The sequence below is a fragment of the Trinickia soli genome (genome assembly GCF_002879855.1).
GTDB classification, from domain to species: domain Bacteria; phylum Pseudomonadota; class Gammaproteobacteria; order Burkholderiales; family Burkholderiaceae; genus Trinickia; species Trinickia soli.
This window is the reverse complement of record NZ_PNYB01000017.1, coordinates 24,220-37,290: the sequence shown is the minus strand read 5'-3', so window position 1 is coordinate 37,290 and position 13,071 is coordinate 24,220. Positions and strand designations below refer to the sequence as shown.

At 61.9% G+C, this 13,071-nt stretch carries 7 protein-coding genes; 5 read left to right on the top strand and 2 right to left on the bottom strand.

Going from position 1 to position 13,071, the window contains the following annotated elements; genetic code table 11:
• Window positions 1–55: 55 nt before the first annotated feature.
• Genes C0Z19_RS18975 through C0Z19_RS18965 form a run of 3 tightly spaced genes read left to right on the top strand, consistent with a single transcriptional unit; the run spans window position 56 to window position 8,304 of the window.
• Window positions 56–2,236 carry a type VI secretion system Vgr family protein gene (locus C0Z19_RS18975; protein WP_102611383.1) on the top strand — a complete coding sequence of 727 codons (2,181 nt, stop codon included), beginning with the start codon at window positions 56–58 and terminating at the stop codon, window positions 2,234–2,236.
• A gap of 19 nt (window positions 2,237–2,255) precedes the next feature.
• Window positions 2,256–3,521, top strand: coding sequence for a hypothetical protein (locus tag C0Z19_RS18970; RefSeq protein WP_102611382.1), 1,266 nt, complete (start codon window positions 2,256–2,258; stop codon window positions 3,519–3,521).
• A gap of 7 nt (window positions 3,522–3,528) precedes the next feature.
• Window positions 3,529–8,304 (top strand): RHS repeat-associated core domain-containing protein, encoded by a 4,776-nt coding sequence (locus C0Z19_RS18965; RefSeq protein ID WP_102611381.1) that lies wholly within the window; start codon window positions 3,529–3,531, stop codon window positions 8,302–8,304.
• A gap of 33 nt (window positions 8,305–8,337) precedes the next feature.
• Here C0Z19_RS18965 and C0Z19_RS18960 read toward each other — a convergent pair whose 3' ends face one another.
• Window positions 8,338–9,291, bottom strand: coding sequence for a LysR family transcriptional regulator (locus C0Z19_RS18960; protein WP_102611380.1), 954 nt, complete (start codon window positions 9,289–9,291; stop codon window positions 8,338–8,340).
• 207 nt (window positions 9,292–9,498) lie between these two features.
• Between C0Z19_RS18960 and C0Z19_RS18955 the strand changes: the two genes are divergently transcribed.
• Window positions 9,499–10,689, top strand: a complete 1,191-nt coding sequence (locus C0Z19_RS18955) for a M20 aminoacylase family protein (RefSeq protein WP_102611379.1) — start codon at window positions 9,499–9,501, stop codon at window positions 10,687–10,689.
• A complete protein-coding gene (locus C0Z19_RS18950; protein ID WP_199180783.1) occupies window positions 10,686–11,993 on the top strand; it encodes an MFS transporter in 1,308 nt (435 codons plus the stop codon). The genes C0Z19_RS18955 and C0Z19_RS18950 overlap by 4 nt, the downstream gene beginning before the upstream one ends.
• 31 nt (window positions 11,994–12,024) lie before the next feature.
• Here C0Z19_RS18950 and C0Z19_RS18945 read toward each other — a convergent pair whose 3' ends face one another.
• Window positions 12,025–12,957 (bottom strand): LysR family transcriptional regulator, encoded by a 933-nt coding sequence (locus C0Z19_RS18945; RefSeq protein WP_102611378.1) that lies wholly within the window; start codon window positions 12,955–12,957, stop codon window positions 12,025–12,027.
• Window positions 12,958–13,071 lie beyond the last annotated feature (114 nt).

Genomic DNA, 13,071 nt, shown 5'->3' with positions numbered 1-13,071 from the left:
CTCAGCTATATAGCGCGTTGGAGCAAGCCAGCGCCCTTCGACGAGGAACGAAGCCATGTCGAGAATCTTTACGCTCGAATCAGCGCTCGGCGACGAACTGAAGTTTCATCGCCTGACGGGCGAAGAAGCGCTGAGCGCGCTGTTCGAGTACCGCATCGAAGCGCTGGCCTCGAGCCATAGTCTGTCTTTGCGCGAGTTGTTGGGAAAACCGGTCACGGTGCAAGTGCGGACGCAGGGAGGCGCGATACGCTACATGAACGGCGTGGTCGCGCGCGCATCGCTGAGCGGCCGCAGGGCCGAGCGTCATTACGGCTACGAGCTGATCGTTCGCCCCTGGTTGTGGCTGGCGACGCGACGCACCGACTTTCGCATCTTTCAAAACAAGACCGTGCCCGAGATCGTGCAGGAAGTGCTTTCACGCTATGGCTTTCCTGTCGAAACCCGCTTGAGCGAAAGCTATGTCCCGCGCGAGTATTGCGTGCAATACGACGAGAGCGACGCGAACTTCGTATCGCGGCTGATGGAATTCGAGGGCATCTATTATTTTTTCAAGCATGCGGCCGATTCCCACACGCTGGTGTTGTGCGATGCGATGTCATCGCATGTCGCGTTACCGGGCTACGAGACGATTCCATACCTGGCGCACGACCGCGCGACGATTGCGGACGAGGAGCACATCGACAGTTGGCTCCCTGCGCAGGCGGTCAGCGTCGGCGCCCATCAGGTGAGCGACTACGACTACATCAAACCGCGCGCGGATTTGTCGGCAAGGCGCGTCGATCCACGCGGGCACGATCATGACAGCTACGAGGCGTTCGAGTGGCCGGGCGGCTATCGCGATGACGCGCAAGGCGAACGTTATACGCGGCTTCGGCTCGAGGAATTGCAGGCCGAGCACGAACGCGCGGAAGCGGGTTGCGACGTGCGCGGCATGGCGCCCGGTTATCTGTTCACGCTGACGCGCTGCCCGCGTGCCGATCAGAACCGCGAGCATTTGGTCTTGCGGTGCGACTACCGGTTTCAGGAGAACCCTTACGCGAGCAACGATGAAGCACACACGGTGGAGCATTGCACGCAGCTACGCGTGCAGCCGTCGAGCCTGCCGTATCGGCCTGCGCGCGTGACGCCCCGGCCGCGCACACATGGGCCGCAGACGGCGACGGTGGTCGGCCCGCCGGGGGAGGAAATCTGGACGGACCGACATGGACGGGTCAAGTTGCAGTTTCGATGGGATCGCTACGGCCAATCGGATCAGAACTCATCGTGCTGGGTGCGCGTATCGAGCCCCTGGGCGGGAAGCGGGTTCGGTGGCGTGCAGATTCCGCGCGTGGGCGATGAAGTGGTCGTCGATTTCATAAACGGCGATCCCGACTATCCGATCGTGACGGGGCGCGTGTTCAACGGCGAACGTACGCCGCCATGGGACTTGCCGGCGAATGCGACACAAAGCGGGCTGTTGTCGCGATCGTCGCCCGGTGGCGCGACCGAGCACGCCAATGCACTGCGCTTCGAAGACAGCAAGGGCGCCGAGCAGCTATGGCTGCATGCAGAACGCAACTTCGATGCCGAGACCGAGCAGAATCACACGCTCACGATCGGGGCCGACCATACGCATACGGTTGGCAACAACGAAACGATGAGCGTGGGCAGCGATCGGCAAAGAAGCGTAGGGCAGAACGAGACCGTCAGCATCGGGCAGCATCGTACGGCCACAATCGGCGGCAACGAGACGCACACCGTGCAGGGTAGTCATACGCATGCGGTGGGACAGGCGCAGACCGTGACGATCGGAACCGACCGGCAGGCCACGATCGGCGGAAGCCATACGGAGACGGTGGTTGCGAACAAAACCGTCAACATCGGGCAGCTTTATCACACCACCACGCCGCAGATGAAGACGACGGTTACAGCGACGCACATCGAAGAGATCGGCGCGCGCACATCGTCGATCGCGCATGCGCATGTGGTCGACGTGGGCGGGGCGCAGACGGTGAGCGTGGCTGGCAACCACACGATGAGCGTCGGCAACGATGTCGTGATCATCGCGGGCAATCAACTGTCGCTGCTTTGCGGCAACGCGAGCATCACGCTCACGAAGAGCGGCAAGATCGAGATTCAAGGTGTGACCGTCGAATCGGTGGGGTCGGATAGCCACAGCATTCGCGGCAAGACGGTGACCGCGTCGGCCACAGGTGAGCATACGGTCGAAGGTGGCGTTTTGAAGCTGAACCCTTGACTCTTGAGAGACGCAGATCATGCAAGTCTGGCAACCCACGAACCCGGTCGAGCTCAGATTGATGGATGCGCATACCGACTGGCTCTCGTTCGCCAAGGACCGCGGCGCCCGGTTGATGATTTGGCGGACGAACGAAGCGGACGCGCAACTCGTGCAGTTGTATTTTCAGGCGCAACAGGAGCTCTCCTGTGCGGTGTTGCGGTTGCGCAGTGGCTTTTACGACGAAGCGCGCTATGGCGATGCGCTGACCGATGAGATCGGTCGCTTCTACGAGAGCCGGCGCGAAGCGTCGCACGCGCAAGGGATAGAGGCCGACTGGCAGAGGCCGCCCCGGGGGAAATCGGGTTCGATTGCATACCTGTTCGCTGTGGCCAACAGCCTGATCCGTCATCACCCCGATATTTTTCCGGCGATTGTGCTCGTGCTCGAGCCCGTGCAATGCGCGGATGAGGCGGCATTGACGCATTGGCTTGGCGAACTGTTGACGACGATGGGACGCGCGCCGCAGTTCGGCGAAAAACTGCGCTTCGTCATGCCGCGCATCGAAGTCGAATCATTGTTGCCGCTGTTGGCTGCCCATCCGCGGACGGCACGGATGATCGAAGGACGTTATTCGATGAAAAGCGTCCCGCGTGAACTACTTGCAGAGTCGGGGGAGCGCGGTGCGAGCGGTGAATTTCGTCGATTGTTCATCGAGCTCGGGGAAACGGTCGGCTCGGGCGATGCCGCCACGCTCGAACGGCTTCGCACTGCTGCATTGGCGATTGCGGAGCGTGAGAACTGGTTCGATCAATGCGTCGTCGTGCATTTGATCGCCGGTGCCGCGTATCTGAAATGGCGCGAGCACGCGCGTTCGATCGAGGCATACCAATGCGCGGTTAAAAGCGGCGAACGTGCAGTAGCGGCCGGGCACCCGGCCGGGCACAAGCTGGTGGCCAACGGTTTATTCGGCGAGGCAAGCGCACATTTGACGCAAAAGTCCTTCGCACCAGCGGCTTATTGCTATGAGCGCGCGGCCGCATCGACCGGCGCCGCGAAAGATGCGTTGATGACGGTCGAGGCATGGCGCATGAGCGCGGTGTGCTGGGAGAAATCTGGCGAACGCGAGCACGCGCTCGAAGCGGGCTTCAGTGCGCTCGATGCAGGGCTCGCACTCGACGAATCGATGCGTGCGAGCAGCACGCTACCGCTTGTCGTCAAATGGATGGCATCGCAAGTGGGTGCGTTCGACCGGCGGCGTGAGGAGCTCAGCCAGAAGGTCGCGGCATTGAGCGTAGCAAGGTGAGCGTGTGATGGAAATGCGCGCTGTCAAACATCTGGACCCGGTCGTTGGCGTGGATTTGCATGCGGTGATCGTCGCGCCAAGCCCGACGCCCGTGTTTGTGCCACATCCCCATATCGGCTTCATCCTCGATCTCAGGGAATACATCACTGCCGCGATGGCCGTGATCGGCAGTATCGCCATGACGATCGTCGAAGAGAAGGTGGTCGACTATCTGCAAGATCACCCCGACGTCGTGAAAGATCTCGGCGACGCCGCGCAGTGGGCTGGGAATAAGCTGGACGATGCCGAAAGCAATGCGTTGGTGGCCAAGGCGATGACCCTTGGATCAGACGCGGCGAATATGGGCGGAGATCTGGCTCGCATCGCCGGCGATATGGCGAATGCGACGGGTGCGGGCGTAGGGATGGGCGGCGGCGGACGGCCGATCTTCGTCAACGGTTTCATGCGCACGACTGCGGGAACGCATACTTACCATGTGCCGGGCCTGCATTTTCCGTTGGGCGAATCGTTTGCACCGGTGCCGAGCGAAGAGCCTGTGCCGCCCGAGCCGTCGAACGATGCTGAGTCGTACATGGGCAGCAAGACCGTGCTTGCGAACAACGACCCGATGTCGTTCATGGCGCTGCCGGCGATGAGCTGCTGGTCGATCGGACTCGAGCCGCCGCAGCATAACGGTGTGCATACGCAGCGGACTTATCCTTCGATGCCGTCGTCGTTCATGCTGCCGATTCCGGTCGGGCGGCCCGTGTTCGTCGGCGGGCCGCCGACCATGAATATGGCCGCGTTGGCGGTTGGGCTGTTCAAGGCTTTTCGCGGGTCGGAATGGGCGAAGAAGCTCGCGGACAAGCTGCATTTGAAGCCGGGGTTTCTGCGATGCAACGTGCTGGGCGCCGACCCGGTGAACATGATCACGGGGGAGGTGGTCATGAGCCAGCGCGATTTCCTGGTTTCAGGGCGGCTGCCGCTCGTGTGGGGGCGGCATTACGCTAGTCACGATGCGCGGCGCGGCGCGGTTGGCATGGGATGGCAGACACCGGCCGACATTCGGCTTGAACTCAAGCGACACGGTGGCGCCGTGGGCGCGGTGGCGTATTTCCAGGATCATGTGACTGCGTTCGACGCAATGCCCGGTGCGACCGGCTGGCCTGCGCGTATTCACGATTGGCAATATGGGCATGCCCTCTATCGGAGAGACGGACGACCCGTCGTGCGTACGGCTGCCGGGATCGAGTATGAATTCGACCTGCCGCGAGGCGGTTGGCCGGCCGTCGAAGCGCTTTTTGATGACGTGACGTCGATCGTGCCGATCACGCGAATGGCCGATCTTCACGGCAACGCCTGGGTGTTCGAGCGCGGACCAGAGGGCGACCTGATGCGAATCACGGAGCGCACGAGGGAGGCGGCAACCGGGCGCGTGATCGAATGCGATGCCGCGGTGGGCCAGCGCCGCGCTCGCGGGCTTCCGGCTCTGCTGGGGGCATTGACGTTGATCGAAGAAGGGCGCTCGGCACATAGGTTGGTAGGCTACGAGCACGATGACGCCGACAACCTGGTCGCCGCCTCGAATGCGATGGGGCAGCCGCGTCGATTCGAGTACGCGCAGCCGCACCGGATGGTGCGGCATACGAGCGCGCGTGGCGTGTCGTTCCACTACAGCTACAGGCAGCACGAGGACGGCGTGTGGCGGGTTGATCACACATGGGGTGACAACGGCGTTCTCGATTACCGCTTCGACTACGACATCGAGCATCGAGAAACGCGAGTCACCAATTCGCTGGGGCACACGACGATTCTCCAGGCCAATGAGCGCGGCCTGCCATTGGCACGCATCGATCCGCTCGGCGGTATTACGAGTTACCGGTACGACGCTTGCGGGCGCGCCAACGCCGAAATCGACCCCGCAGGGCGCACGACCGCCTGGGAGTACGACGCCTGCGGCAATTTGATCAAGCACACACTGCCCGATGGCGGCAGGTTGCTCGCAGAGTTCAATGCGGAGAACAAGCCCCTGTCGGTGACGGAGCCCGGCGGCGGGCAATGGCGCTATGAGTGGGACGAACGAGGCAACCTGCTGATGCAGTCGATGCCGTCGCAAGCGGGCGTCCGCTACGAATACGATCCATGCGGGCAGGCGGTCGCCAGTATCGCGCCGGGCGGCGCTGTCACGAGGTTCGAGTACGACCAGCGAGGGCACCCGGCAGGGGTGATCGATGCGCTGGGCCATCGCACGCAGTACACATGCGACATCTTGGGAAACCTGATTCAGATCGTCGATGCGCTGGGTCACGTCACTCGCTATGAATACGACCGCAATGGCAATCTGACGCGCGCAATCGAGCCCGGCGGCAGCGAGACGCATTGCGTCTATGACGCTGACGGAAATTTACTGCGTCATCTCGATCCGGCTGGAAATTTGACGCAACAGGCCTATTCAGCGCTGGGGCACGTTCTCAAACGGGAGACGCCCGACGGAAATGTCGTCGAGTACTGCTACGACACCGAGGAGCGACTGATCGGCGTAGTCAACAAGCGCGGTGCACGCTACGAAATGAAGCGCGATGCGTTGGGCCGAATCGTCGAGGAAATCGATTTTTGGCGTCAGCCGCGCCGCTACCGGTACGGTCCACTGGGTCAATTGGATCGCAGCATCGATCCGTTGGGGCAAGAGATTGTCTACGTAACGGATACGGTCGGACGGATCGTAGAGAAACAGGTGGAAGATCCGCGTCAACCGGATGGGGTCCGCACGGAACATTTTTCGTACGACCGCTTCGGTCGGTTGATCGTGGCGGCCAGTCCGGACGGTCGCGTAGAAATGCGCTACGACGAAGCGGGGCGCCTCGTCGAAGAACGGCAAGACGACTTTTCGATAACGCACCGGTACGACGACGCTGGCCGACGCATCGAGCGATGCACGAACATATCGGTGGCCGGCGCGACGATTGCACACACCGTGCGCTACGGTTACGACGCACGGGGTGAGATCGATTCGATTCAAATCGACGGTGCGCTCCCGTTCAGGCTCGAGCGCGACCCAATGGGCCGCGTTTGCGTAGAACGTCTCGGCGACCAATTGCGGCGCGACTACTCGTATACGCCGGCCGGGGAATTGGCGCGGCAGATCCTGTTGGCTGACGCCGGTCCCGTGTTCGCGACGGAATACGCTTATGACCCGAACCGCGAAATCAAAGAGAGGTGTGATTCGCGGCTGGGCATGGAGCGGTTCGACTACGACAGGATGGGCAAGCTGACGGCGCACCTCGACCCGGCCGGCAAACTTCATCGTTTCCTGTACGACCGCGCAGGCGATCTGTTGAGCACGCGGGTTCGTGAAGACGGTCGGCGGGGCGGCGACACTTGGTTGCGCGAGGGAGAGTACGCGGGCTGCCGCTATACGTTCGACCGTATCGGCAACCTCTTGCGTAAGCAGGAGGAGCAACAGGATTTGAGGTTGCGTTGGGACGACGACGGACTGTTGGTGGAAGCGCTTTCGGTGCGGCGGGCTGTTGCGCCGGAAGACGGGGCTTTGCGTGTCCACACGCGCTATGCCTATGACGTTTTCCATCGGCGTACGCGGAAAGTCTCTCGCATCGAACGGGCAATCCGCGCGCCGAGCGGTGCAGCGTATTGGCGTGCGGAAGGCGAGCACACGCATCGATTTTTCTGGGAGGGCGATGCGCTGGTCGGCGAAATCGCATATGGCGACGAGCGCGCCAGGATATCGTTGACGGGGGCGGCCGACTTATCCGCGTTGCCTGTCGAGCGGCAGCTACAGGCGAGCGAATGGGTCAACTATCCGGGAACGTTTCGGCCGCTCGCGTGTACCCTTTCGCGTTATTCGTCGGCCGTACCGGATGGCATTGATGACGATCCGCAGCAAGCGGAAGTTTCATCACCGGGCATATCTCCTCGTTGGGAGTCGCAATATGTCTTTCACACTGACCTGAACGGGATGCCGATGCGGCTCACGGACCGATCGGGCAAGCTCGTCTGGGAAGGCCGTTGCGATGCCTGGGGCAAAGTGGATCCCGCTGGCATGCGCGCTGAAATTGAGCAACCTCTGCGATTTCAGGGGCAGTATTACGACCCGGAATCGGGGCTGCACTACAACCGGTTCCGCTATTACGATCCGGCTATCGGACAGTTCGTCAGTCCCGATCCGATCCGAATGCTTGGCGGCATCGACCCGTACGCGTACGGCCGCAATGGGTTGGGCTGGATCGATCCATTGGGTCTATCAGGCGATTTGATCCATATGGTCGAGCATTATTTCGGTTACCCCGATGACCCGGACATTGAGCGGCGCGTGCGCGCCGCCGTCAAAGACTATTTGCTGGAAAATCGCTCGCTATTAAAAGGAAAATCGAATATCGCCGCCGCTCTGCTGCATGACGGCACCTTCGATGTCACGCATGGAGGAGACCAGGTGGGCCATCCGGAAAGCATGCTGCTGGACAAGCATGGCAGCGCGGCCAAGTTGATATGGTCGGAACTGCAACCGTGCACCACGCAGTACAAGTTGCGGGCGGCAGGTGACGAGGATCGGTTCATGATGGCCGTGGAGCCCTGCGCCAGCAAGATCGACAAGCAGGAGCCCTTCAATGGGAAGGACAAGGGGCTGAAGCAGGTGCTCTTTTTCCTTCCGCCCGGCATGGCGAGTCGTGCTCGATCGAGCAATGAAACGGTTCTTCAAAGTATGCGGCAGGATCTCGTACGTAAGAAACCGCGTCTCAGTGACACGAGCCTCGAGGATTTTCTATGGCCAAGCTGGTACGTGAGATGAGATGGGCGGAGCACTTGGCCTGACGGCTCACTCCTACCCCCCCGACCGCATAAAACTCTGCGCCAACTGCTTCCACAGATGATCGGCGGCAGGCGAAAGCCGCCGCCCGACACGCGTGACCATCTGACTGGCGAAACCGGTGGCGATCGGATGATCGATAGGCACGGCCACCAGTTCGCCCAATTCAATGCTACGCCGAGCGGTAACCGACGACATGAATGCGACGCCAAGCCCTGCGGCAGCGAGCGTCTGTGCCGTATTGAACAAATCGACGCGATAGGCCGGAATCACATTGAGGCGGACGTCGTCGAGCAGCGATTGCAGGAAATGCTGCACGCCGAAGGCTTCGGTCATGAAAATCAGTCGCTCATGGGCAAGCTCCACGGGCGACACCTTCGTCATCTGTGCGAAGCGATGCGTAGGCGCGACGACCGCGCATAGAGGTCTCTCTGCGAACAGATGAATGCGCATCGCAGGATCATCCGCGGAACGCGCACACAGGCCGATATCGACAACATCATCGCGCACCAACGAAAGCACGGTAGGCGTGGGCCCTGACCGGATCTCGACGAGGATATCGGGGTAAGTCATCGAAAAGCGTTGCAGCGCGCGCCCGATCAGATTGCCGATGAAACCCTCGCCCACGCCGAGCGCCACGCGCCCGCGCCGCAGGTGCCGATACTCTTCCAACCGCGCGGCCAGATCGCGTTCGCGCCGTTGCCCGTCGCGATAGTGATCGATCAGCACTTGGCCGATCTCTGTCACGATCGCATGCCGTCCGCGCCGCTCGATCAACGGAAAGCGTAGCCGCCGCTCGAGTGCAGCCACTTGCCGACTAATCACCGACGCGTTGACGCCGAGCGCCTCGGCCGCCATTCGTACCCCGCCCATCGCCGAGATTTCGGCCAGATAACGCAGCGCGCGCTCGCCGATTCCGTCGACCCAATCCGTGGTCGCCGCATCCGTGCCGCCAGCTGCCTTGCGCATGTCTCGTGTCTCCTGGTATCGTGCTTCGCTCCCCGAGCGTTGACTTAAAGGCAACGTTTTGAACGCGATTCTGTCATGGGTTGGCATTTTCGTCGATGCAATACTCCGCGACAGTTATCGGCGGTTTGCCATACATTGCTTCAATGCGACCGCCGGCCGTTTCAATTCGGTTGCAGCTGCAAGGGAATAAGGGAGGAGTGCCAAACAATGAGCGAGAGCCGCTACTGCGAAGTTGCCGATTTGGCCGAGGCTAAATCGGAGCTCGACGAAATCCGTCATCACCTGCACCGCCATCCAGAGCTGTCCTACGAAGAAGCGGACACGTCGGACTTCGTGGCCGACAAGCTGACCGGTTGGGGCTATGACGTGACGCGCAACATCGGCGGGCATGGGCTCGTGGCATCGCTGAAGGCCGGCACCAGCGCGCGCACGGTCGGCGTGCGTGCCGACATGGACGCGCTGCCGATCAAGGAAGAGACCGGGCTCGACTACGCGAGCATTCACGACGGCAAGATGCACGCATGCGGCCACGACGGCCATACCGCCGTCTTGCTCGGCGCCGCCCAACACCTCGCGAAAACGCGGCGTTTCGACGGCACCGTGCATCTGATCTTTCAGCCGGCCGAGGAAACCGGCTACGACAGCGGGGCGCAGCGCATGATCGCCGATGGCCTGTTCGAGCGCTTCCCTTGCGAGGCGATCTTCGGCCTTCACAATCACCCGGGCGTGCCGGCCGGGACGTTCGGTTTTCGCGCGGGGCCGATGATGGCCGCCGCCGATCGCGTCAAGGTACGCATCCACGGCCGCGGCGGTCATGCGGCACGGCCACATCTGACGATCGATCCCGTAGTCGTGGGCAGCAGCATCGTGATGGCGTTGCAAACGATCGTGTCGCGCAATGTCGATCCGAACGAAGCGGCGGTTGTGACCGTCGGTTCATTCCGCGCCGGCCATGCGCCCAACGTGATCCCCGAGGACGCCGTGCTCGAAATGAGCGTGCGCTCATTCTCGCCCGAGGTGCGCGACACGCTCGAGCAGCGCATCCGCACGATCGTGGCCGCTCAAGCCGAAGCATACGGCGCCAAGGCCGAGATCGACTTCATCCGCGGCTACCCGGTCCTCATCAATAGCGAGGCCGAGACCGAATTTGCGCGCAACGTGGCCGAGGAACTGGTCGGCCCCGAGCACGTCATCGCTCCATTCCCGCCGATGTCAGGCAGCGAAGATTTCGCGTACTACCTGCAGCAGCGCCCTGGCTGCTTCTTTCGCTTGGGCAATGGAGCAGGGCGGCCCATGTTGCACAGCGCCCACTACGACTTCAATGACGAGAACCTGACCATCGGCGCTGCATTTTGGACACGGCTGGTCGAACGCTTTTTGAGCAAGGAGCAAGCATGAGCACCGTGACGGACTCACGCCTTCTGACGGACGCGGACGCCCCCGCAATGTCGACGTCTCAGCAGCGCAAGATCGTATTGGCAGCGGTGATTGGCAACCTGCTCGAATTCTTCGACTTCACGGTCTACAGCTACTTCGCGCTGACGATCGGGCGTGAGTTCTTTCCCGCAGGCGATCCGGTCACGTCCTCACTGCTCGCGTTCGCGGTGTTCGCCGTCGGCTTCGTGATGCGTCCGATCGGGGGCTTCGTGCTCGGTCGCTACGCCGATCGCGCCGGCCGCAAGCCGGCGCTGACGCTCACGATTCTGTTGATGGCGATCGGCTCGGTGTGGATCGGGCTGATGCCGACTTATGCGCAGATCGGCCTTGCCGCGCCTGTGTCGATCGTGATCGCCCGCCTCGTGCAGGGCTTCGCGCAAGGCGGTGAATTCGGCGCGGCAACGGCCACATTGTTGGAAATGGGCGGTGCGACGAGCCGGGGCTTTCGCGCAAGCTGGCAGCTCGCGAGTCAGGGCGGGGCGGCGTTGCTCGGGTCGGGTCTCGCGGCAAGCCTCGCCTTCCTGCTGCCCGAAGCGACGATGCACAGCTGGGGATGGCGTATTCCGTTCCTTCTCGGGGTGTTGATTGCGCCCGTGGGGATTTACCTGCGCCGGCACATTCGCGAAGAGCCGCGCACGTTGAAGACAACTGCGAAGCAGCACGATCCGAAGCGCGGACTGTATCTGCGCAACTGGTTTCTGATGATCTTTTCGATTATGGGCATGTCGGTTTCGGCGTACGTGATGATCTATTACATGCCGACCTACTGCATCCAATACCTTGGGCTGCCGTCGAAGATGTCGATGCTTGCGGGCGTGGCGGCGAGCACGATCTCGCTCGTGATGTGTCCGATCTACGGGGCCTGGTCGGATCGACTGGGGCGTCGCAAGCCGTTGATCATCATCGGCCGCATCTTGCTGATCGTGCTGCTGTACCCGGCATTCTGGGTCATGACCCACTTCCTGACGTTGCCCGTGGTGCTCGCGGCGCTGATCGTGCTGATGCTCTGCTATACGATGGGCTCGGCGCCTTCTTACGCGCTGATTCCCGAAAACTTTCCGAAGCATTTGCGCGCGGCTTATATGTCGAGCGCCTATGCCATTGCAGTTTCGGCGTTCGGCGGGACGGCTCAGCTCGTGGCCGCCTGGCTGATTCGCGTGTCCGGCAACAAGATGGCGCCGGCCTGGTACATGATCGGCTGTGTCGCGATTTCGCTGATTGCCGTGTCGATGTTCGAGGAAACGGGCGGTAAAGCGCTCGATTGATCCGACGCCCAATCGATTGCGGCGCCGCCCTTCAGCGTGATGACGCTTCTCGCCGCGAGGAAACCGGCCCGAAGCGCTCCATCACGAATTCGATGAAGCTGCGCAGCTTCGGCGACATTCGACGATCGCGCAGGTAGAGCAAATTAAGCGGGCGCGCGGGCGGCGCATACCTGGGTAGAACACGCGCGAGGCGTTTTTCTTTGATGTCAGCCTCCACCAGGATCGAAGGCAGCATCGCAATACCCAAGCCGGCGAGGACAGCCTTGCGCAGCGCCGCGGCGCTATCGATCTTCAAGCGCCCGCCCACCGGGACGCTCACATGCGCGTCGTGCAGCGATAGCAGCCACTCGGGCTGTGCGGCCCGCAGCTCGGAGCGCGGCGGATAGGCGTACGTCAGACATTGATGCGAACGCAGATCTTCGGGTTTTTTCGGGGTGCCGTTGGCTTTCAGGTAGGACGGCGACGCGCACAGCACAAGACGATACGGCCGCAACGGTCGCGCGACGAGATCGGGTGTGTTGGGCGTCCCCAAGCGGATGGCCGCTTCGAATCCGTCCTCCATGAGATCGGACACGGCATCCGACGTGACCACGTCCAATTGCACCTCGGGATAGCGGTCGCAGTAATCGGCGATGGCGGGAATCAGGCATTCGTTGCTGAAAATCGCAGGGGCCGTAATGCGTAGATGTCCGCGCGGAGTCGAGAGATGATCGAGCGCCAAACGTTCGGCATCGTCGACAAGGCCAAGTATCTCGACACACCGCTCGTAATAAGCCCGCCCGAACGGCGTGACTTGCTGCTTTCGCGTTGTGCGGTGGATGAGGCGGGCGCCGAGCCGGGCTTCGAGCGCGTGCAGGTGGTTGCCGACCATCGTGGCCGAGAGCGCGCAGGCTTCCGCCGCCGCCGTGAGGCTGCCCGCTTCGACCACGCGAACGAAAACGGTCATGGCTTTGAGAAGGTCCATTCGTCAATTACCAAGTTTTAATGGATTCTGTGGCAAGCGTGGGCCACTTTATCAAACTTTTGCGGGTAATTAATGTGTGCTGTGAGCGATAGGAAAGCAATCCCGCTTGTGATG